22 protein-coding genes are annotated in these 21,047 nt (G+C 32.8%); 14 read left to right on the top strand and 8 right to left on the bottom strand.

Features of this window, described 5'->3' with window-relative positions:
• Positions 1-16: 16 nt before the first annotated feature.
• The 6 genes from Q9969_RS07885 to Q9969_RS07860 all read right to left on the bottom strand — a co-directional run bounded on the left by Q9969_RS07885 (position 17) and on the right by Q9969_RS07860 (position 6,176).
• Entirely contained in the window at positions 17-928 is a 912-nt protein-coding gene (locus tag Q9969_RS07885) for a DUF5591 domain-containing protein (RefSeq protein WP_305556076.1), read from the bottom strand.
• A gap of 1 nt (position 929) precedes the next feature.
• Positions 930-1,421, bottom strand: coding sequence for a TIGR00295 family protein (locus tag Q9969_RS07880; protein ID WP_305515707.1), 492 nt, complete (start codon positions 1,419-1,421; stop codon positions 930-932).
• 1 nt (position 1,422) lies between these two features.
• Positions 1,423-1,941, bottom strand: coding sequence for a transcription factor E (gene tfe, locus Q9969_RS07875; RefSeq protein ID WP_305515436.1), 519 nt, complete (start codon positions 1,939-1,941; stop codon positions 1,423-1,425).
• Positions 1,942-2,021: 80 nt separating this feature from the next.
• On the bottom strand, positions 2,022-3,221 hold the full coding sequence (locus Q9969_RS07870) for a DegT/DnrJ/EryC1/StrS aminotransferase family protein (protein ID WP_305556072.1): 1,200 nt from the start codon (positions 3,219-3,221) through the stop codon (positions 2,022-2,024).
• 5 nt (positions 3,222-3,226) lie between these two features.
• Positions 3,227-5,116, bottom strand: a complete 1,890-nt coding sequence (locus tag Q9969_RS07865; RefSeq protein ID WP_305556069.1) for a nucleoside-diphosphate sugar epimerase/dehydratase — start codon at positions 5,114-5,116, stop codon at positions 3,227-3,229.
• A gap of 199 nt (positions 5,117-5,315) precedes the next feature.
• Positions 5,316-6,176 (bottom strand): coenzyme F420-0:L-glutamate ligase, encoded by an 861-nt coding sequence (locus tag Q9969_RS07860; RefSeq protein ID WP_305556066.1) that lies wholly within the window; start codon positions 6,174-6,176, stop codon positions 5,316-5,318.
• A 77-nt stretch (positions 6,177-6,253) separates the two neighbouring features.
• Here Q9969_RS07860 and Q9969_RS07855 point away from each other — a divergent pair, with 77 nt between their 5' ends.
• The gene (locus tag Q9969_RS07855) at positions 6,254-6,826 is read left to right on the top strand and encodes a pyruvate kinase alpha/beta domain-containing protein (RefSeq protein ID WP_305556063.1); all 573 of its coding nucleotides are present in this window, start codon (positions 6,254-6,256) and stop codon (positions 6,824-6,826) included.
• A gap of 80 nt (positions 6,827-6,906) precedes the next feature.
• Positions 6,907-8,043 (top strand): cell division protein FtsZ, encoded by a 1,137-nt coding sequence (gene ftsZ, locus Q9969_RS07850; protein ID WP_305556060.1) that lies wholly within the window; start codon positions 6,907-6,909, stop codon positions 8,041-8,043.
• A gap of 280 nt (positions 8,044-8,323) precedes the next feature.
• Here the strand turns inward: ftsZ and Q9969_RS07845 are convergent, their stop codons facing one another.
• Positions 8,324-9,472 (bottom strand): hypothetical protein, encoded by a 1,149-nt coding sequence (locus tag Q9969_RS07845; protein ID WP_305556057.1) that lies wholly within the window; start codon positions 9,470-9,472, stop codon positions 8,324-8,326.
• A gap of 213 nt (positions 9,473-9,685) precedes the next feature.
• Here Q9969_RS07845 and Q9969_RS07840 point away from each other — a divergent pair, with 213 nt between their 5' ends.
• The 10 genes from Q9969_RS07840 to Q9969_RS07795 all read left to right on the top strand — a co-directional run bounded on the left by Q9969_RS07840 (position 9,686) and on the right by Q9969_RS07795 (position 18,901).
• Positions 9,686-9,865: a protein translocase SEC61 complex subunit gamma gene (locus Q9969_RS07840; protein ID WP_305515425.1), complete on the top strand. Its 180-nt coding sequence runs from the start codon at positions 9,686-9,688 to the stop codon at positions 9,863-9,865.
• A 217-nt stretch (positions 9,866-10,082) separates the two neighbouring features.
• The gene (locus tag Q9969_RS07835) at positions 10,083-10,553 is read left to right on the top strand and encodes a transcription elongation factor Spt5 (RefSeq protein ID WP_305515423.1); all 471 of its coding nucleotides are present in this window, start codon (positions 10,083-10,085) and stop codon (positions 10,551-10,553) included.
• Complete coding sequence (locus tag Q9969_RS07830; protein WP_292600720.1) at positions 10,553-11,035, top strand: 50S ribosomal protein L11; 483 nt, start codon at positions 10,553-10,555, stop codon at positions 11,033-11,035. Before Q9969_RS07835 ends, Q9969_RS07830 begins: the two co-directional genes overlap by 1 nt.
• Before the next feature lie 132 nt (positions 11,036-11,167).
• Positions 11,168-11,851: a 50S ribosomal protein L1 gene (locus Q9969_RS07825; protein ID WP_305556054.1), complete on the top strand. Its 684-nt coding sequence runs from the start codon at positions 11,168-11,170 to the stop codon at positions 11,849-11,851.
• Positions 11,851-12,852, top strand: coding sequence for a 50S ribosomal protein L10 (locus tag Q9969_RS07820; protein WP_305556051.1), 1,002 nt, complete (start codon positions 11,851-11,853; stop codon positions 12,850-12,852). The genes Q9969_RS07825 and Q9969_RS07820 overlap by 1 nt, the downstream gene beginning before the upstream one ends.
• A gap of 61 nt (positions 12,853-12,913) precedes the next feature.
• Positions 12,914-13,216 (top strand): 50S ribosomal protein P1, encoded by a 303-nt coding sequence (gene rpl12p / locus Q9969_RS07815; protein WP_305515414.1) that lies wholly within the window; start codon positions 12,914-12,916, stop codon positions 13,214-13,216.
• Positions 13,217-13,363: 147 nt separating this feature from the next.
• Positions 13,364-16,054: an alanine--tRNA ligase gene (alaS, locus tag Q9969_RS07810; RefSeq protein WP_305556048.1), complete on the top strand. Its 2,691-nt coding sequence runs from the start codon at positions 13,364-13,366 to the stop codon at positions 16,052-16,054.
• A gap of 172 nt (positions 16,055-16,226) precedes the next feature.
• Entirely contained in the window at positions 16,227-17,378 is a 1,152-nt protein-coding gene (gene thiI / locus Q9969_RS07805; protein ID WP_305556045.1) for a tRNA uracil 4-sulfurtransferase ThiI, read from the top strand.
• 145 nt (positions 17,379-17,523) lie between these two features.
• A complete protein-coding gene (gene fbp / locus Q9969_RS07800) occupies positions 17,524-18,618 on the top strand; it encodes a fructose-1,6-bisphosphate aldolase/phosphatase (protein WP_305515409.1) in 1,095 nt (364 codons plus the stop codon).
• A gap of 157 nt (positions 18,619-18,775) precedes the next feature.
• Positions 18,776-18,901 carry a hypothetical protein gene (locus Q9969_RS07795; RefSeq protein ID WP_305556042.1) on the top strand — a complete coding sequence of 42 codons (126 nt, stop codon included), beginning with the start codon at positions 18,776-18,778 and terminating at the stop codon, positions 18,899-18,901.
• 8 nt (positions 18,902-18,909) lie between these two features.
• Here Q9969_RS07795 and Q9969_RS07790 read toward each other — a convergent pair whose 3' ends face one another.
• Positions 18,910-19,170, bottom strand: a complete 261-nt coding sequence (locus Q9969_RS07790; protein WP_305556039.1) for a DUF3781 domain-containing protein — start codon at positions 19,168-19,170, stop codon at positions 18,910-18,912.
• A 53-nt stretch (positions 19,171-19,223) separates the two neighbouring features.
• On the opposite strand from Q9969_RS07790, the gene Q9969_RS07785 reads away from it, so the two are divergent.
• Together Q9969_RS07785 and Q9969_RS07780 are read left to right on the top strand one after the other, a co-directional pair.
• Complete coding sequence (locus Q9969_RS07785; protein ID WP_305515405.1) at positions 19,224-20,333, top strand: ABC transporter permease; 1,110 nt, start codon at positions 19,224-19,226, stop codon at positions 20,331-20,333.
• A 9-nt stretch (positions 20,334-20,342) separates the two neighbouring features.
• Positions 20,343-21,041 carry an ABC transporter ATP-binding protein gene (locus tag Q9969_RS07780; RefSeq protein WP_305556035.1) on the top strand — a complete coding sequence of 233 codons (699 nt, stop codon included), beginning with the start codon at positions 20,343-20,345 and terminating at the stop codon, positions 21,039-21,041.
• Positions 21,042-21,047 lie beyond the last annotated feature (6 nt).

Raw genomic sequence — 21,047 nt, 5'->3', positions numbered from 1 at the left:
ATATTTATATATGTTTTTATTTTTTCAAACGATGTTTTATTTTAACGCAGATGCCATTGTCACATTCTTCCATCTCACGACCGGTCATTATTGCTTTACCAACACCAACAACAGCATCATCACGTACAACAATGACCTCATCATTTGGAATGATTTTATGGTCTGCTTTTTCAATTCCCGGTGCAAAGACAGTATTGGTCTCAAGATTAAAATCAATATTGACAATATGGATCCCTAACTCTTTTAAGATTTTCCCGCCAGGTAAATTTAATCTAAACAGTCCATAATCTTTATTTAATAATGCTAATTGAACACCATTTGATAAAATTCTTTTATGATACATTCCCTTTGTTTTAACATTATCTGGAATGAATTTATCTCCATTTTCACCAAATTGATATTTAGCAATTGATTTAAGTTCATGCAATGTTTTTTCACGTCTATTGATTCTTTCATGATTTTTAAGTTCCATTCTTAAATTATAAAGTGAATCTGGAGAAGTTGGACGTTCATCAACACAGACATTAGTGAAGTCATCTATATATGCTTCACAAGACTCTAAGTATCCTCCAGCAAGATTGGCTACAATTGTTTTACCTTTACAATATTTAGCTATTAACTTACCGGTTTCTTCAATTTCATCAGCTGACCAGGAACCTGTTGTGCTTACATCATAAGATTGTATTGGAAAAGTGTTTTCAAGCTCTCTTGGACAAATTCCAAAAGGGGAAGTTACAATGAGTTCTTGAAATGATTTGGTTAGTTTTCTAAACTTTTGATGAGATTTAGAATTGGAATAGGGCTTTTTCATACTGCAAGGTAATAAAACAACAGTATCTCCTAAAGGTTCCGTTATTTCCATTCTTTGTCTCCATCGCACTGCTTCTGGACGATAGAGTGATTCTTCACTTGAACATATTACTTTCATATTATTCCTCAAAAGCTTTTATTAACTCGTTATCGAGTTTAATTAATCTTTTAATATTATCATCACTATCTTCGATAGTTCTCTGCCATTTAGCAATCACAAAATCAACATCTACTTCCTCACTTCCACTTACTAAATTGTCAGCATGTGCCACGATTTTTTCTTCAAGTGTTTGGGGAACATATGATTTTTTTGGAAGTCCAAGTTTAACGGCTTCTTCGGGAGTTATTCCGGCTCCAATATGTCTTTCAATAATATGCAACACGTCTTCGGAGTAGCCATGACTTCTGGCAATTTCAACTCCTTTTATCGCATGTTCTATGCTATGAGTTTTAGATCTTCCAATATCGTGCAATAAAGCTCCTTTACGTATAAGGTCTTCATCTACATTATCAAAATTAGCAGCTATTTTCATAGCTTTTTTATAAACAGCTTTGCAATGTTCTATTACATTTTTAGAGGTGTGTTCTTTTTCAAGTAACTCAAGTTCCATTTTATCTGTTTTTTTCACTAAATGATTTAAAATTACTTTCGACCATTTTAATATCTTCTTTAAGTTGTTTTATGGTATCTTTGTTTTCATGGAATTCTAGTTCTTCACCACACATTGGACATATAAATTCATATTCTGAAGAATCATCAAAATCAAGTCGCACATGGCCTTGTGGACATAAAAAGAACATATTATTTTCCTCACGTTCTAACTCATCGTTAAGTATTTTTAAATAATTCTCGGAATCCTTAATGATGCGGTTCATAACCTCGTCTTTTTCAAACTTCCAAGAATATGTAAACCATTGAGTTTCAGGGTCTTTACTTCTTTTATAACTAGCTAATCCCATATCGTAAAGCCTGTATAATATTCTCCGAACAATATTTAATTTGATTTTAGTTTTATTAGCAATTTCTTCATCAGTTTCAACACCATCAATTAATGCTTGAACAATAGGTAAATTGCTTTCATCTTCAACAACATTGGTTAATAAAGTCTTTACTAATGGATCATCTATCATTTAATTTCCTCTTAAATACATGTATAAAAATTAAAATTGCTATTAATATATATCTTTTATATTATAAAAATATTACGAATTCAGTATTCATCTAATATTTCTAATAATGTTTTGGCAATATAGTCAACTTTCTCATCACTTAGTGTAGAGTAAATCGGCAAACTTATTTCATTTTCAAATAAATGATATGCATTAGGGTAATTGGCAATATCAAATCCCAAATTCTTATAAGCAGTTAATAATGGGAGTGGTTTGTAATGAACGTTAGTACTTATTCCATGTTCTTCCATTTTAACAATAATCTCATTTCTCTCTTCTAAAGTTATATCTTTAATCCTTGTTAAGTATAAATGGCCGGAGGAGGTGTGATTTGCACCTGTATGGTTTTGGGTGATGACTCTTGAGTTTTTAAAAGCTTCATCGTATTTTTTAATGATTTCGTGTCTTCTATTCAACATCGATTCATATCTTTTTAATTGTCCAAGGCCAATTCCCGCCTGAACATCAGTCATATTGCATTTATATGCTGGAATTAAAATATCGTATTCCCATGAACCTTTTTGTGTTTTTTCAAGAGCATCTTTAGTCTGTCCGTGGAGTGAATAAATCTGGAATTCTTTATAGAGTTTTTCGCTGTCAATTCCTTCATGGTTTTTCCAACTTACCGCTCCGCCTTCAGCGGTTGTTAAGTTTTTAACCGCATGAAATGAAAAACAAGTAAAATCCGCAAGAGTCCCTGCTTTTTTATTATTTTGGATAGCTCCAAAACCATGGGCACAATCCGCCACGACAACAACTCTATTGAATGCTTCTTGAATATCATTTGAAGGTTCAAATAACTCTTTTTTGTTTTCTATTGCTTCAAAGATTTTACCATAATCGCATAAGATGCCTGCAATATCAACGGGGATAATTGCTTTAGTTTTTTCACTTATAGCTTCAGCCATTTTTGCATAATCCATTTCTTCGCTGTTAATTTGACTGTCAACCATTACTGGTGTTGCTCCAACATGGCAAATGACACTGCAGGAAGCAGTATAAGTATAAGCGGGCACAATAACTTCATCACCTTTACCAATACCCAATACTCGCAAAGTCATCTCCAAGGCAGTAGTTGCCGCACTTAAACAAACGGTTTTATCGCTTCCACAATATTTTGTGATCTTTTTCTCAAATTCCTTTGTTTTTGGTCCTGTTGTAATCCAACCGGATTTCAATGCTGAGATTACTTCTTCAATTTCGGTTTCGCTTATATCAGGTGGTGAAAATGGGATATTCATTATATTCACTCTCCATTAACCTCTTCAGGTTCTTTATATGTTGGAACACAATTTTTAATTACTTCTTTAATGTGGTCTTTAGTGGCATGTTCGTTGTCTATGATTTCTCTAAACATATCTAATTTCTTTTCAACATCGTCCATTGTAAAGTCCATGGATTCTGTGATAAATATTTTTTTGTGATTTGTTTCATGTAAATTTTCTTCATTCATTAGTAATTCTTCATAAAGCTTTTCTCCAGGCCTCATTCCAGTAATTTCAATTTCCATATCTTCGCCGAGCCTGTATCCTGATAATTCAATAAGGCTTTTTGCCAAATCATAAATTTTAACAGGTTCTCCCATGTCCAGAACAAATATTTCTCCTCCTTGGGCGTAGGTAATTGCCTGCAATACTAGGGCAACCGCTTCAGGTATTGTCATGAAAAATCTTGTAATTTCTTTGTGGGTTACTGTTAATGGACCTCCATGAGCTAGTTGTTTTTTGAATAATGGGACAACAGATCCGTTGCTGCCTAAGACATTACCAAAGCGAACCGCAACAAATTCAGTGTCACTTTCTCTATTTTTGGCTTGAATTATCATTTCACATAATCTTTTAGTAGCTCCCATAATATTTGTCGGGTTTACTGCCTTGTCGGTTGAAATTAATATGAAGCGTTTAACTTTATATTTGTCCGAGCAATTTACAAGATTATAAGTTCCAAATACATTATTTTTAATTGCTTCAGTTGGATTGTTCTCCATTAGAGGGACATGTTTATGTGCCGCTGCATGGAAAACAATTTCAGGCATATATTTATCAAATATTGCATCTAATCTCTTTTGTTCGCGAATGTTTGCAACAACTGCACGTATATCATTATTTGGATGCAATGTTTTTAATTCAAGCTCAATGTCATATAGGCTATTTTCATAATTATCTAATAAAATGAGCTGTTTTGGATTGTAAAGCATTATTTGTCTTGTAAGTTCAGAACCGATAGATCCTCCAGCTCCAGTTACTAAAACAATTTTGTCATTGATCAAATTTTTAATATTGTGATTGTCAAGTTCAATAGGTTCTCTTCCAAGTAAATCTTCAATACTTACATCTCTTAGGCTTTGATATAGGTTTTCTTCAGTGATTAATTCAATTAAACTTGGCAAGACCTTTACTTTAGCATTTGTTTTACTGCATATCTCAAGAATTTCCTTTTTATTTTTATTATCGATGTTTACTATTGAAAAAAAGATTTCATCAACATTTTCAGCTTCACAAATCTTTACAATATCGTTTCTATTTCCAATGATTCTAACTCCTGCAACAGAATAACCTATACGTTTTTTATTGTCATCAACAATACCTATGATATGATATTCTCCTTTAAGGGTCGAATTTAAGGTTTTAATAATGTCATTAGCCGAATATCCTCCTCCAACAATTAGCAGTTTTTTAGGATTTTCAACAGTATAATTAATTCCTTTATTTGCAACATCATAAAGTAGTAAATATCTGATAATCATACGATAAGATAGCATGATAATTCCAATGAGCAATCCAATAATTAAATTCAGTTTTATTGAAGGATTAATCATGTGCAACCCTAATTCTTCAATTAAGGATACTATAATTGATGATACTAATGAAAGTACGATATATAAAATGTAATCTTGATTGTTTTCATAACGGATGATGTTGGTGTATCTTTTTGATAATCTAAATACGACTTGATAAACCATTATGGCTAATACAATACTTATTAATATTTCATTTCTTGTTACTGCACTTGTAGGGTGCATAAGAAATGAATCAGTAATCAGCACTGACATGAAATAATATCCAAAAATAATTGAAATACTATCCATAATAGGCAATAAATAATTTCTATACTTGGCAATAGCATCTACATTCATAAACTTCAAATCCGTTATGTTATTTTTTAAAAAAATTGTTATAAATTCTAACTTATAACTTATTACATTTTTTTGTTTTATGTTAAATATAAAACTTTCTTTCTCTCAACACTTTATAGCTTAAAAGATTTATTTGGGTGTTTTAAATGTTAAAAATTAATATTTTAATTTTAAATTAGTATTAATTAATTTATATAAATTAAATCTTTCTAATAATTACTGCTGGTGTGTGAATAATCGAATCAAGGTCTTCAATAGTTACTGCATTAATTTCAGAACCTAAAACAGATTTAACACTATGTATTGTTTTCATTTCTGTTGAGAGAGATTTCTGGTAATCTTCAGCAATATTTGCGATTTTCAATGCGGTTTCAACATCTATTTTTTCACTGCACCCTAAAGGAGTTGGCCCCATGTTCTTTGATAATTGTCCTTTTACATATCCGAAAAATCCATTATCTGCATCAATGCCATCAATAGCTATTGGAAGGCCTGTGAAATATTTTCCGTTTTTCATATAAGTTGCATCTGTATCGATAATCATCACACAAACCTCTTTATCTATTTCATTTTTGAGTTCTACTGCAACTTTTTCGGGATTTTCAGGTAGTAGTGAAACAAAAGTTCCAGGTGCATTACTTAAATCAATTCCAGCCTCTGAAGCGGGTTTCAGTGCATGTTTAAGACCATATAATTGAAGAACTACTTCTTTGTGAGCTTCAGTTTCTTTTGGAAGTTTTCTTAAGTTTTTTATGGTTCTTTTTTTAATCTTTAAAAGAGGGCCGAAAACATAGCCCCATAAATACCTGCTCCAAACCGTAGCCAAGAATCTTGCAGTAATCGATGGAGTGTATTTTGACTCGTCAACTAAACGATTTTGTGAAACTGAAATAGGAGTTTCAGCAATAACCAAATAATCTCCATCCTGCATTAATTCTTTTGCAGGTTTAATTATACAATCTAATGTATCATTAGGTTTAATATATCCTGTTTCAATAGGTATTAATATATAATCTCCATTAGTCACGCTTTTTACATCTTCAAGTTCTGGAATATTCATAAAAATCTTTATTAAAAATTATTATAATAAATATAAATTAATAGATTATTAAAATTATCTATCGGGATGGTTAGAATATGGAAAGAAAATTTATCACATATTTTGAGAAACAAGGAAATGATTATACAGATGAAGTAATTAATGGGGTTAATGACAAATTAGAATCTTATAATGATATTAAAAGGATTTTAATTGCGTCTGCTAGTGGTAAATCCGCATTAAAATTGCATGAGGCTATTGATAATGATGTCGAAATAATCAATGTTACTCATCATATGGGTTTTAGCGGTGAAAATGAATCAGATATTTCACCGGAGATGATTGGAAAACTTGAAAAGCATGGAATAAAAACTTACTTTGGAATACATGCATTTAGTGGAGCTGCAAGAGGCATAACCAATAAATATGGAGGATATTCTCCATTGGATATTGTGGCGGATACTTTAAGAATGTTTTCACACGGTATTAAAGTAGCCGCTGAAATCTCTTTGATGGCTGCAGATGCTGGATTAATTCCTGTTGGCGAGAAAATTATTGCAATTGGTGGTAGAGGTCACGGCATTGATAGTGCAGTTATATTGACTCCAGTTAATTCAAAAAACTTATTCGATTTAAAATTCCATGAAATAATTACAATGCCAAAAGAATGAATTTTTAGTTGCATTTAAATATTAGTTACAATAGAATATTTAACAATTATTTTAAATAGCAGAGTATGTGGGGTTAATTTGTGAAATTTATAGATGATGCAATTAAAGAATCCGAAGAAAGAATGGAAGAGAAAACACCAGATAAACTCTCTTCAAACATCGATGATGATCTTATAGAGTTAATTAAAGAAGCAAAAACAAATATATTTGTTATCGGTGCTGGTGGAGCTGGAAATAATACTATTTCAAGATTAAACGAGATGGGTATTGAAGGAGCAACAACAATTGCAGTAAATACCGATGCTCAAGACTTATTTTACAGTCAGTCTAGTAAAAAAATTCTTTTAGGTAGGCAAACTTCTAAAGGACTAGGTGCTGGTGGGGAACCGTCAGTTGGTGAAGAATGTGCTGAAGAAAGCGAAGATGAAATTAGAGAAGAATTAGAAGGCGCAGACATGGTATTTGTTACCTGTGGTCTTGGTGGTGGAACAGGCACAGGTTCAGCACCAATCATCTCTAAACTAGCTAAAAAATTAGGAGCATTAACTGTAGCTGTGGCTACTATGCCATTTTCTGCTGAAGGAATCAAAAGAAGAGACAATGCTGAACAAGGTTTGGAAAAACTCCAAGAATCAGCCGATACTGTAATTATTATTCCAAACGATAAATTATTAGAAGTGGCTCCAAACTTGCCATTGAATAAAGCATTCATGGTGTCTGATGAAATATTGGGAAGAGCTGTTAAAGGAATCACTGAATTAATTACTAAAAAAGGTCTTGTAAGTTTAGACTTTGCCGATATTAAAAGTATCATGGGCGGTTCTGGAATGGCAATGATTGGTATGGGCGAATCAGAATCTGGAGACAGAGCTTTAGAATCCGTACATGAAGCATTAAGCAGCCCATTATTAGACATTGATATTTCAAATGCTACCGGTGCTTTAGTTAACATTACTGGTAGTTCTGATTTAACATTACATGAAGCTGAAAAAATCGTTCAAGTTGTTGCTGATAAATTAGATCCTGAAGCAAATATTATTTGGGGTACTCAAATTGATGAAAGCCTCCAAAATGTTGTTAGAACCACAGTGGTTGTTTCAGGCATTAAGTCAAATTATGGAGCTGATGATTCATCCAATTTCAATGATTCTGAAAGTGTTGATGATAGTCAATCTAATGGTGATGAATTAGACGATTTTATTGATGGAATTTTCTAATTCCCTCTATTTTTTTTGACTCTTTCAAAAACTTGTGTGATAACTAATTTTTTCGATTAATCTATTCATTTAAATTTTTCAAAATAACTGATTAATTAGCTTTAAATTATAAAAATAACTCCAAATATTAAGAAAAAGTTTTTAATAAAAAACTTGCAAATATTTAAATCAAACAAGTTTTTGAAAGTGCCTTTTTTGTGACTCTTTCAAAAACTTTGTTGATTTTCAAAATCCTTTTTGCGATTGTCATTCCAAATTAAATCTCTGCGATAGATTCGTTTTAAAACACCTCGTTTGGTCTTGAATGTTCTTTTTCTAGATTTTGGCATTGTTGATTTTGGATGGCATTTTCAATTTTGTTACTTGTTTTTTCAATTCGTTTATCTTTTAAGTGATGAATAAAGTTTTTATATCGAGGAGTGATTGATTTTCTGATTATTTTGTAAATAACTGGATGAAAATCATCTTTGCGATAAATTAAAGATTGTACTTCATTTTTGAATTCATCGTAATCATTTAAATCGAATAAATCTTTGATTATTTTCAGTTGTTTGTGGCATTCTTGATATTCTTCGTCAGAAATGAGATTTTTATCTTTAAAAGTTTTTAATTGTTTATTTAAACTTTTTTTAGTATGGAAAATACATAATTGGTGTTTAAAACCTAGTTTTGGTATAATTGAGGCATATTTTTTATCTAAATCTGTTGTGATTGCAATTTTATTTTTATTTACTGTAGATTCTCTTAAAAACTTCTCAACAGTGTTTTCATCTTCAGTATCGTAAATTGCATCGGCTACGATGCAATTTGAAATTGAATCAAGTAAGGTGTGTCGATATTTCCATTCTCCATTGATTTTTATCCATTCTACATCAAAGACATAATATCCCGAGCAACGACCTAAATCAAATTCTAAAATGTTTTCATCAACAAAAAGCCAATTTTCAATCGTTTGATGTGAAACTGTTATTCCAAAGAATTTTTTAAAAGATTTACAAACATTTTTCAAGCTTCCCAGATAATCTGAAATTAAATGCTCTGATTTACTTTTCAATTCATTCGTAAAATTACTGTTTTTATCAACAAGACTTGTTAAATCAGTTTGAAAGGTTTTACCACAACGTTTACAAATATAACGCTGAACTTTCACCTTAGTTTTGCCTATTTCTTTAAATACTAATGTTCTTTTTGTAAAACCATATTTAACTACATGACGAGTTCCACAATGAGTGCATCGAGCTAAACTCATTTTAAAATACGGAACATCCTTCTTAAAACTCAAATCAAAAGATTTCAGAGCCTTTTGACAGGATTTAAAAATTTTCACAAAACGAGGATCTGAAAGGACAAATCCATCATTAAAATCACAAAATATATATTGTTTAACATCTAAAATACTATTTGGAGTATTTGTTTTTTGATTAGGCATAATAAAAACTTTTACTCCACCTATTTATTAAATTTAACTATTTTTAGACAAAATTAAAAATTCCAAACTAATTTTCATCAAAAAATTTCAAATCAACAAAGTTTTTGAAAGAGCCTTTTTTGTTATCATGCAAACATTTATTAATGTTTAAATTAAAAATTATATTATCACTATATTTTATATAATTTATAAATTTTTTATTTGGGTATTGAAATGTCTATTAAAGAAGATTTTGATAAGTTTATTAAAGATGCAAAAAGAGTATTAAAGGTATCTAGAAAGCCTGATGCAAGCGAATATAAAGATTTAGCTAAAATTTCAGCTATTGGTGTAGTTGTTATTGGAGGTATTGGTTATATCATCGTTTGTTTAGGTTCTTTAATTAATTTATAGAACCGATCTTTTATTTTTTTTCATTGCATTTTTTTATAATAAATATTATTATTTTTTACAAAGTTTTAAATACTATAATTTACCATAATCATTAATATTATAGAAATCTTATTTTTCAGAAATTTTTCATCTGGAAATTAATGGCTTTTATAATATTTTTAACTTAATGTATGATTTTATTAATATAGTAAAAATTTAAAAAATAGGTGAATTTTTCATGGAAGATACTAACAGTTCCATATATGCTCTTAAGACCTCTGCTGGTCAAGAAAGAAATGTTGCAAGACTCCTAGCTCGTAAAGCTAGAACTATTGACGGTATTGGCATTTCATCAATTCTTGTTCCAGAATCTTTAAAAGGATATATTTTAGTTGAATCTTCAACAAAAATCGATCTTAGAAATCCTGATTTAAAAGTGCAACATTTAAGAGGTGTTGTAGAAGGTAGTGTTGACATTACCTTTGATGAGGTGAAAAGATTCTTAAAACCAGAACCTATTATTTCCTCAATTTCAAAAGGAAGTATTGTTGAGCTTATTTCTGGTCCATTTAAAGGTGAAAGGGCAAAGGTGGTTCGTATTGATGAATCACGTGAAGAAGTCGTTCTTGAGTTAATAGAAGCTGCAGTACCAATACCTGTTACTGTTAAAGCTGATCAAATTAGAATAATTCAAAAGGAGGCTGACTGATGGCTAAAGATACAGTCGAAGTTCTTATCGAAGGTGGAACCGCTACTCCAGGACCACCATTAGGGCCTGCTTTAGGACCTCTCGGTATTAACATGATGCAAGTTGTAGAAGAAATCAACAAAAAAAGCGCTGACTTTGCAGGAATGAAAGTGCCTGTGATTATTAGTGTTGATAGAGATACTAAAGAATTTGAAATTGAAATTGGTACTCCTCCAACTACTGCACTTATCATGGAAGAATTAGGCATCGAAAAAGCTTCTCATGAACCAGGTTTAGACATTGTTAATGATGTTCCTATCGAAACCGCTTTAAAAATTGCTAGAATGAAATTTGATTCATTACTTGCTAACGATTACAAAGCTGGTGTTAAAGAAGTTATGGGGACCTGTGTAAGTATGGGATTATCTGTTGATGGTAAAGACCCAAGAGAAGCTCAAAAAGACGTAGATGCTGGAGTATACGATGATATTTTAACTGAATAAATATTGTCTTATTGAAATTTAAAATTAAGTTAATAAATACAGTGTATATGATATTATAATTAATCTTATAATTGATATACTGTTTTTAATTCATGCAATCGTTTAAGAATTTTTTTCTTGTAATCGATACTCATGAAACCAAAAAATCCAATGAACTTATGTTCATGGGGGATAAATATGACACAAGATATAGTTAACGCGGTGAAGGAGGCAAAAGAACAATCAAAGCCGAGAAACTTCACTGAGTCCGTAGATATTATTATTAATATCCGTGACTTGGATGTCAACAAACCAGAAAATAGGTTTAATGAGGAAGTTACTCTTCCTAATGGCCGTGGCAAAGATGTAAACATTGGAGTCATAGCTGATGGGGAACTCATTGTTCAAGCTAAAGATGCTGGTCTTGACGTCGTAATTAACAAAGTAGATTTAGAAGAGTTAGGAAAAGACAGAAAAGAAGCTAAAAAATTAGCAAACTCTGTAGATTTCTTTGTAGCTCAAGCTGATATGATGCCATTGGTTGGTAGATTTTTAGGTCCAGTTCTTGGTCCTCGTGGAAAAATGCCAAAACCAGTGCCTGCAAGTATCAAATTAGATCCTCTTTTAGAAAGATTACGTAGTACAGTCAAAGTTGGTGTAAAACAACAAGCAAGCATCCAAATTCTTGTCGGAAGCCAAGATATGGCTGACGAAGATATAGCTGAAAATGTGGAAACTGTTCTTACAGTCTTAGACCGCAATTTAGAAAAAGGAAGAAGTCAAATTAAGTCCATGTTTATAAAAACAACTATGGGACCAGTAGTGAGGGTGATCTAATGGCTCATGTTGCGGAATGGAAAAAGGAAGAAGTTATTGAGCTAAAAGGCATCATTGACCAATACGATGTAATTGGTATTGTCGATTTAATGAACATTCCTGCAAAACAGCTCCAGGAAATGAGAAAATCTCTCCACGGTAAAGCTGTTATCAGAATGTCTAAGAAAAACCTTATAGATTTAGCTTTTGAAGATTGTAATGCTGATAAAACCAACATTGTAGATTTATCTGAGCATATGGATGGTCAAGTTGCAATTATCGCAACTGAAATGAATCCTTTCAAATTATACAAAATATTAGAAGACAGCAAAACTTCTGCTCCTGCAAAACCAGGTGCCATTGCTGAAAATGATATTATTGTTCCTGAAGGGGACACTGGATTTGAACCAGGTCCATTTTTAGGTGAATTACAACAAGTCGGAATTCCTGCAAAAATTGATAAAGGTAAAATTTGCGTTCAAAAAGAAACTGTTGTTGTAGAAGCTGGTGATGAAGTCTCTAAACAAGTTGCAGCAACTTTATCAAGAATGGATATTAATCCAATGGAAGTAGGAATTGATTTAAAAGCAGTATATGAAGAAGGATCAGTATATACTTCTGATGTACTTGCAATCGATGAAGAACAAACATTAGCTGACGTACAAAATGCATTTAGAAATGCATTTAACTTATCTGTAAACGCAGCAATCCCTACTGATGAAACTATTTCCACTATCATTACTCTTGCATACACTAGAGCAATTAATATCGGTGTAGAAGCAGCTATTATGACTTCTGAAACTTCAGAACCAATTATTGGATTAGCACAGGCTAAAATGTTAGCTTTAGCATCTGAAATCGCTGATGTTCCTGGTGCTATCGATGACAAATTAGTCGAGAAACTTTCCAATGTTGCTGTAGCAGCTGCTCCAGCAGTCGAAGAAATTGTTGAAGAAGAAGAGGAAGAAGAAGAAAGTAGTGAAGAAGAAGTAGCAGCTGGGTTAGGAGCGCTCTTCGGTTAAAATTTAATTTTTATAATTATTATAAAAAACTAACACTTTAAATTAAACTAATGGTGATAACATGGAATATATATATGCGGCAATGATTTTGCACAGTGCAGAAAAAGATATTAACGAAGAAAATGTTAAAAGTATTATTGAAGCAGCAGGAATTGAAGCTGATGATGCTAGAATCAAAGCTTTAATTGCAGCTTTAGAAGATGTCGACATCGACGAAGCTATGGAAACTACTGCAATGGCAGCGGCACCTGCAGCTGCACCTGCAGCAACTGAAGCAGCTGTAGAAGAAGAGGAAGAAGAAGAGGAAGAAGAAGAAGCTTCTGAAGAAGAAGCCGCAGCTGGATTAGGTGCTCTCTTCGGATAGATTTTTCAAATCTATCACTTTCTTTTTTTTATTTTATTTTTTTAAACATCAATTTACACTATTTTTAATTAAACCATTAATTTTTCATTAATTATTTATTAAACAAAAAACATATTTTATCCTAATAAATAATTTAAACTGATTTATATGGTAGAGATTTTTGACAAACTTGGTTATAAAAAACAAACTTGTGAAACTTGTGGTCAGGAGTTTTACTCCCAAGTGGAAAGACACACTTGTGGTGATGCTCCATGTGATGAGTATGAGTTTATTGCAAACCCTGCTACTGATAAAGCATATAACTTATATGAAATCCAACAGGTTTTTAGAGAATTTTTAGAAGGTGAAGGGCACACACATGTCCCTAGATATCCGGTTCTTGCTAAACGATGGAGAGATGATGTATTTTTAGTTGGGGCATCAATCTTTTGTTTCCAACCGTGGGTTACTTCCGGTCTTGTTAAACCTCCTGCTAATCCTATAGAAATGGCTCAGCCTTCAATCAGACTTAACGATGTTGACAATGTTGGAAGAACTGGTAGGCACATGACTTGTTTTACCATGGGAACACATACTGTAATTAACAAAGAAGATGATTTCATTTACTGGGAAGATGAAACCATCAGACTTTCTCATGAATTTTTCAAATCAATTGGAATTAATACTGAAGAGATTACTTTCATCAAATCCTGGTGGAGTGGTGGAGGTAATGAAGGGCCTTGCTATGAAGTATGTTGCAGGGGTGTGGAGCTTGCAACATTGGTTTTCATTCAATATGAAACCTTAGAGGACGGAAGCAAAAAGGAAATCCCAATTAAAGTTGTAGATACTGGTTATGGATTGGAACGTATCGCTTGGATTTCACAAGGCACTCCTACAGCTTATGATGCTTGTTTTGCACCAGTCGTAGATAAATTGAAAGAATTAACTGGTGTTGAAATTAATGAAGATATTCAAGGAAGAAATGCTCAAATTGCTGGAATGATGGATATTGAAGATATTGGAGATTTAAAGGAACTTAGACAACAGGTGGCTGATAGTTTGGATTTATCTCTAGAAGAATATTTAAAAGCAGCTGAGCCAATGGAAGCAATTTACATTATTGCTGATCACACTAGATGTTTGGCATTTATGATATCTGACGGTATCATCCCTTCAAATGTAAAAGAAGGATATTTGGCGCGTTTGGTTTTAAGAAGAACTATACGATTCATGAAGGATTTAAACATGAGTGAATCATTGTCTGATGTAATGGCTATTCAATTAGACTTCTTATCTAAATTTTATCCTGAAATTCGCGAATCTGAAGAACATATTATGAACATTATTTCTTTAGAAGAAGAAAGATATGCTGCTACTGTTAAAAAAGGAAAAAGTATTGTTAAAAGAGCTATTAAAAGGCTTAAAAAAGAGAATAAAAAGGAAATGCCTCTTGAAATGTTAATAGATTTATATGATGCTCATGGAATTCCGCCTGAAACTGTAGTTGAAATGGCTGGAGATGATTTTACTGTAAATGTACCAGATAATTTCTTCACTCAAGTAGCGGGGGCTCATGAAAAAGACACTACTAATAAAAAAGATTCATTTGAAGTGGACTATCCTGAAACTGATTTATTATTCTATAAAAATTTCTACCAAAAAGAATTTGAAGCAGAAGCTTTAGGATTGGTTGAAAAAGATGGTGACAAATGTTTAATCTTTGATAAAACAGTGTTCTATCCTGAAGGAGGAGGCCAACCTTCTGATGTTGGAGAGGTTTCAATTGATGGAAATTCATTTAAAATGATTCATGCTGAAAAAGTTAATAATGTCGTATTGCATCATATAGATGGCGACTTAACAGAGGGCATTGTTGATAAAAAAGTCACAGGCAAACTTGATTGGACAAGAAGAATGACTCTTGCACGTCACCACACTGGAACTCACTTAGTAATTGCGGCGGCTCGTAAAGTCTTAGGTCAACATATCTGGCAAGCTGGATCTCAAAACAATCTTACAAGAGCACGTATTGACTTGTCACATTACAAACGCATCACACAAGACGAACTTAATGAAATTGAAAAATTAGCCAATGAATATGTAATGGAAAACATTGATTTAGACATCAAATTCCATTCAAGAGATGAAGCACAAGAATTATATGGATTCATGCTTTACCAAGGAGGTATAGTTCCAGGTAAAATGATTCGTGTTGTTAAAGTTCCAGGTGTCGATGTTCAAGCTTGTGCAGGTACACATGTACCTAGAACTGGTGTAGTTGGACCAATTAAAATCAACAAAACCGAAAGAGTGCAGGATGGAGTTGAAAGAATTGATTTCTCAGCAGGCCTTGCAGCCATTGACTCAATGCAACATGATGGTGAACTTTTAAGACAAAGTTCAGCAACTTTCAAGGTTGACAATGACCAACTTCCAAAAATTTGTGAAAGATTTTTCAGCGAATGGAAAGCACAGAAAAACGAAATCGACAATTTGAAATCTGAAATTGCGTCACTTAAAATGAATTCCCTTGCTGATGAATATGATGAGATTAAGGGTTTAAAGGTCGTTCATCATTTGATCGACGCTGACTTTAAGGAACTTCAAAAAATGGCCACTGACTTTACGGATAATGATAAGGCAGATGTGGTTATTATGGGAAACAATAACGGTAAAATCGTCGGTGCAGCTTCTCAAAAAGCTATTGATAATGGAATCAAAATCAATGAAATTATTAAAACTGCAGTTGGCATTTTGGGAGGAGGCGGTGGAGGCCGTTTAACTCTTGCACAGGGTGCAGGTAAAAATACAGATAAAATGGATGAGGCTATTCAAACTGCTGTTGATTTAATTTAAGGATAATTATTGTCCTTAAACTTTTTTTATTTACAAATTCAATCGCTAAGTAAAACATAATTTATTGAAAGATTAATTTTATTAATTATTAACTTTAAAAGTTATATTTAAAAATATATTGTATGTATTGCTATTTTTTTCAGAGTGTAGTAAAAAATTGAGAGTTGTTTAGATGAATTATGATGTAATTATTGCTCGATATGGTGAAATAGGGCTTAAAAGTCCCAAAATTAGGGCACATTTTGAAAGAAAGTTAGTTAAAAATATTAAAGCTACTTTTGAATGTGAAGTCGATAGAAACCAAGGAAGAATTTATATTCATCCAAAAGATTTTGATGATGGAATTGAAAAATTAAACAGAGTATTTGGAGTGGTTTCATATTCACCTGCCTGTTCTACACACACTACCTATGAAGAAATCGATGAAACTTTGGAGGATTACGTGGAAGAGTTGATTAAACAAAATTTAATTGATGAGGATACTAAATTCGCCATTAAATGCCGCCGAGTTGGTAAACATGATTTTTCCTCACAGGAAATGGCAGCTCATTGTGGCGGGGTTGTTAGAAATAAAGTTCAGGCGCCTGTTGATTTGACAAACCATGACTTAACTATTTTTGTTGAAATTAGGGAAAATGCTACTTTTATTTATCATGAAAAAATAAAAGGTCCGGGGGGATTGCCTTTAGGAACACAGGGAAAAGTTGTCGTGCTTTTATCAAGCGGTATAGACTCACCTGTTGCAGCATATATGATGATGAAAAGAGGTTGTGAAGTGATTGCATTAAATTGCAATAATGCCCCATTCACTACTCCAAAAGCACTGGAAAACTTTAATTTATTGGTTGATCAACTAAATATCTATGCAAAAGGAGTTCCAATTAAAAAACATGTTGTCGACTATGGCGAATACTTACAAACCGCCAAATATAAAGCTCCTGATAAAATGACTTGTGTTTTATGCAAATCTGGAATGTATCGCATAGCTGAAAAATTAGCCCGTAAATTACATGCAAATGCTATTGTTGATGGAAGCAGCGTAGGCCAAGTTGCTTCACAAACGTTATCAAATATTTTAGCTACTCGTTATGGTGTTGAAATGCCAATATTATCTCCATTAATTGGTTTAGATAAAGAAGAAATTATAGCTATTTCTAAAGAAATTGGAACTTTCAAAATATCTGAAATTGATGATGGTGGATGCAGTGCAGTTCCAAAATATCCTGAAACACATGCCGATTTAGAACGTGTAAAACAAGCTTGTGAGGATATGTGTCAGGATGCTGAAATTGAAAAGGCATTTAAAAATATCAAGAAACTTTAATTAGGAGTTTTCAACTTCTATTGATCTTTTTTTTTAGAAATGTGTTTGCCGAAATTTCATTTTTTAATCATAATAATTAAATAGTATACAACGCAAAAATAATATATGTTTAGTAAATAAGAATTTACTAATTGAGGTATTTAAAATGAAAACTACTGTTAGTGTAATTAAAGCTGATATCGGAAGTGTGTCAGGACATTGTGTTGCACACCCTGAGTTAATGGATATTTGTGATGAAGTTTTAAATGATGCTTTAGAAGCAGGTATCCTAAAAGATTACTATATATCCCGTTGTGGAGATGACATTGACTTAATTATGACCCACGACAAAGGAGAAGAAAACGAAGAAGTACACAAAACCGCATATGATGCATTCATGAAAGCTACTGAAAGAGCACGTGAATTAAAACTATACGGTGCAGGTCAAGACTTATTGTCTGATACATTCTCTGGAAACATCAAAGGTATGGGTCCGGGTGTAGCGGAGTTTGAATTTGAAGAAAGGCCTTCTGACCCTGTTTTGGTATTCTGCTGTGATAAAACAGAACCTGGTGCATTTAACTTACCAGTATTCAGAATGTTTGCAGACCCATTCAACACTGCAGGTCTTGTAATTGACCCATCTTTACATGATGGATTCAAATTCGAAGTATTTGATGTAATTGAACATAGAAAAGTTGTTTTAAACTGTCCTGAAGAAATGTATGACTTGCTTGCATTAATCGGTTCCACTGGAAGGTATGTTATCAAAAGAGTATGGAAGAAAAACGGTGAAATCGCAGCTGCAGTAAGTACTGAAAGATTAAACTTAATGGCTGGGGAATATGTTGGTAAAGACGACCCAGTTTGTATTGTAAGGGCACAGTCTGGTTTTCCAGCTAATGGTGAATGTGTGGATCCATTTGCATTCCCCCACATGGTAAGCGGTTGGATGAGAGGATCTCACAATGGTCCTATGATGCCTGTATCTGAAGCAGAAGCAAATCCTATTAGATTTGACGGACCTCCTAGAGTGGTAGGTTTAGGTTTTCAAGTTTCTAACGGTGAATTAATAGGTCCTGTAGACTTGTTTGATGATCCTGCATTTGATCCTACTCGTGAGCAAGCTGCTAAAATCGCAAATTATATCAGAAGACATGGTCCATTTGAACCTCACAGATTGCCTGCTGAAGAAATGGAATATACTTCTCTTCCTGGTGTAATGGAAAAATTAGAATCCAGATTTGAAGATATGGATTAAATTTAAAGAGATTTTCAATCTCTTATTTTTTTTTATTTTATTTGGATATTTGTCAATTTCTTTTTGTCACGTTTAAGTAAATGTCTGTCCTATGATTGGTTTTTCAAACACTCTAATTTGTTCTTTATATAATATTTTAATTGTTTATCTAATTTTTTTGCAAGGAATTGAAGCTGCGGCAAATAACAAGCTAATTGATGATATCAACGAATATGATTTAGAAATGGTAATGAAGTACAATACTGCAATCAAATTAAATCATCTTTTGAATAAATTGGCATAAATGAGCAATCAATTCTTATGCGCAGTTATTATAGTAAAACTGCTAGAATTAATAGTTATTATGCAATCATCAACTTCAACATAATAGTTTTTACCATTTTTACTAACGATTGCTTCTTCTTTTTTTAATTTAGAAATGCAATAGCCAACACCTTCCTCGCTAATTCCTAGATTTTTTTGTATTCTTCCAGCGCCCATCTCAGTAGTATGGATTTTATCAATATTTTTTATAATTCTTTCTTTGTGCATTTTACTCATTAATTTAGACATTTCAGTTCACGTTGTAATTACTTATTTATATGTTATAATTCTATTTTATTAATATGTCATTTTTAAAGTTTATTTTGAAAAATCCGTTCAGGAGAAAAAACAGTGCAGTTCTAGCTATTGTGGGAATAGCCATTGGTATTGTTGTCATTGTTTCTCTTGGCGGCATTACAGAGGGGTTAGTAAACACTTTTGAAGATACTATCCATGCAGGGGGTGCTGATTTTCAGATTTCAGGTAAAGAAACTGGGGATTCTGCATATGGGACAAATACAATCGATGCATCATGGACAGATAAAATTGCCAATGTAAGTGGTGTTGACAAGGCATATCCGATTTATGTTGTTTTAACTTCGGTTGGCAACGATTATATGAACAGTTTGATTGGTATTGATCCCAATGGAACTGGACTGGCGGATATTTCACTTAAAGAAGGCAGGATTTTTGAAGATGGTGCTAATGAAGTAATATTGGGTGAAATATATGCTGAGGATAATGAGTATGAATTGGGGGACAATATTAAAATCGATGGTAAAGACTTTGAAATCGTTGGAATTTATGAAACTGGGGATTCCAATATGGCTGGAGGGGTTTTTACTTCAATTTCTAAAGTTGGAGAGATTATGGATGATGAAGATTCAATCTCAAACATTTACGTTAAAGTGGCTAAAGGGGTAGACGCTCAGGAAGTGGCCGATAGGATTGATGCGAAATATGGGGATAATATTACAACAATTACCTCAGTCATGGAAATGAAGCAAATGGCTGATATGTTAAACATGCTTCAAGCATCAACATGGGCAATTTCCCTTCTGGCTATTGTGGTTGGAGGATTGGGCATTATTAATACAATGCTGATGTCCGTGTTTGAACGTACCCGAGAGATTGGAGTTCTAAAAGCTGTTGGATGGTCCGATAAAAGAATACTTTTAATGATTGTTGGGGAATCATTGGTAATTACGGTGGTGTCTGCAATAATCGGATCTTTAATAGGATTTTTAGGCTGCACATTATTGGGTCCGCAAATGGGTATTGAACCGTTGTTCACTCCAAAAATATTTGTCCAAGCATTTTCAATAGCTATTGTAGTTGGAATCCTTGGGGGACTGTATCCGGCTATTAAGGCGGTTAAATTACCTCCAACAGAAGCATTGAGGTATGAATGAGGTGTAAAGATGAATGTGGTAGAGATTAAGGATTTATATAAAAGCTATGAAAATGGCAAAATCAAGGCTTTAAACGGTATAAACCTCACAATTGCCGATGAGGAATTCGTATCAATTATAGGACCGTCAGGTTCAGGCAAATCTACATTGCTAAACATGATTGGCGCATTGGATGTTCAAGATTCGGGCAGCATTAATGTGGCAGGTCAGGATTTGGATGATTCTAAAAAATTAAACGAATTCAGAGCTAAAAAAATCGGGTTTATTTTCCAATTGCATAATTTAATACCTAATATTTCTGTTGTGGATAATATTGAAATTCCAATGTATACTCAAGGTTTGTCTTCAAAGGACATGCGACTAAAGGCATTTAAACTTTTAGATGATGTCGGCCTCAAAGACAAAGCTGGAATTTTGCCGAATAAATTGTCTGGTGGGGAACGTCAAAGAGTAGCAATTGCCAGAGCACTTGCAAATGATCCGTCAATAATATTGGCAGATGAGCCGACAGGATCACTAGATTCTAAAACAAGTAGCAAAATACTTCGTCAATTAATTGATTTGCATGAAAATAATAATGCAACATTAATAATTGTAACTCATGATATGGAGGTAGCCAAACTTGCAGACAGGGTCATCGAAGTTTTAGATGGTGAAATAGTTTCGGCAGGTGATGATTCCTTGTTTAATAGTAAAATTAATATTTAATTAATT

This window comes from Methanobrevibacter sp. V74 (assembly GCF_963082495.1).
Lineage (GTDB): Archaea > Methanobacteriota > Methanobacteria > Methanobacteriales > Methanobacteriaceae > Methanocatella.
The sequence above is the reverse complement of the archived record's forward strand: the minus strand, read 5'-3'. Positions and strand labels throughout refer to the sequence as shown.

Excerpts from the sequence above, each read along its gene's own strand:
- fbp (WP_305515409.1), top strand. The coding sequence starts at position 17,524 with ATGAAAACTACTGTTAGTGTAATTAAAGCTGATATCGGAAGTGTGTCA.
- Q9969_RS07840 (WP_305515425.1), top strand. The coding sequence starts at position 9,686 with ATGTCTATTAAAGAAGATTTTGATAAGTTTATTAAAGATGCAAAAAGA.
- Q9969_RS07790 (WP_305556039.1), bottom strand. The coding sequence starts at position 19,170 with ATGTCTAAATTAATGAGTAAAATGCACAAAGAAAGAATTATAAAAAAT.
- Q9969_RS07780 (WP_305556035.1), top strand. The coding sequence starts at position 20,343 with ATGAATGTGGTAGAGATTAAGGATTTATATAAAAGCTATGAAAATGGC.
- Q9969_RS07820 (WP_305556051.1), top strand. The coding sequence starts at position 11,851 with ATGGCTCATGTTGCGGAATGGAAAAAGGAAGAAGTTATTGAGCTAAAA.
- thiI (WP_305556045.1), top strand. The coding sequence starts at position 16,227 with ATGAATTATGATGTAATTATTGCTCGATATGGTGAAATAGGGCTTAAA.
- alaS (WP_305556048.1), top strand. The coding sequence starts at position 13,364 with ATGGTAGAGATTTTTGACAAACTTGGTTATAAAAAACAAACTTGTGAA.
- Q9969_RS07830 (WP_292600720.1), top strand. The coding sequence starts at position 10,553 with ATGGCTAAAGATACAGTCGAAGTTCTTATCGAAGGTGGAACCGCTACT.
- Q9969_RS07870 (WP_305556072.1), bottom strand. The coding sequence starts at position 3,221 with ATGAATATCCCATTTTCACCACCTGATATAAGCGAAACCGAAATTGAA.
- Q9969_RS07825 (WP_305556054.1), top strand. The coding sequence starts at position 11,168 with ATGAAACCAAAAAATCCAATGAACTTATGTTCATGGGGGATAAATATG.
- Q9969_RS07880 (WP_305515707.1), bottom strand. The coding sequence starts at position 1,421 with ATGGAACTTGAGTTACTTGAAAAAGAACACACCTCTAAAAATGTAATA.
- Q9969_RS07885 (WP_305556076.1), bottom strand. The coding sequence starts at position 928 with ATGAAAGTAATATGTTCAAGTGAAGAATCACTCTATCGTCCAGAAGCA.
- Q9969_RS07860 (WP_305556066.1), bottom strand. The coding sequence starts at position 6,176 with ATGAATATTCCAGAACTTGAAGATGTAAAAAGCGTGACTAATGGAGAT.
- Q9969_RS07855 (WP_305556063.1), top strand. The coding sequence starts at position 6,254 with ATGGAAAGAAAATTTATCACATATTTTGAGAAACAAGGAAATGATTAT.
- Q9969_RS07865 (WP_305556069.1), bottom strand. The coding sequence starts at position 5,116 with ATGAATGTAGATGCTATTGCCAAGTATAGAAATTATTTATTGCCTATT.
- Q9969_RS07785 (WP_305515405.1), top strand. The coding sequence starts at position 19,224 with ATGTCATTTTTAAAGTTTATTTTGAAAAATCCGTTCAGGAGAAAAAAC.
- Q9969_RS07845 (WP_305556057.1), bottom strand. The coding sequence starts at position 9,472 with ATGCCTAATCAAAAAACAAATACTCCAAATAGTATTTTAGATGTTAAA.
- rpl12p (WP_305515414.1), top strand. The coding sequence starts at position 12,914 with ATGGAATATATATATGCGGCAATGATTTTGCACAGTGCAGAAAAAGAT.
- tfe (WP_305515436.1), bottom strand. The coding sequence starts at position 1,941 with ATGATAGATGATCCATTAGTAAAGACTTTATTAACCAATGTTGTTGAA.
- Q9969_RS07835 (WP_305515423.1), top strand. The coding sequence starts at position 10,083 with ATGGAAGATACTAACAGTTCCATATATGCTCTTAAGACCTCTGCTGGT.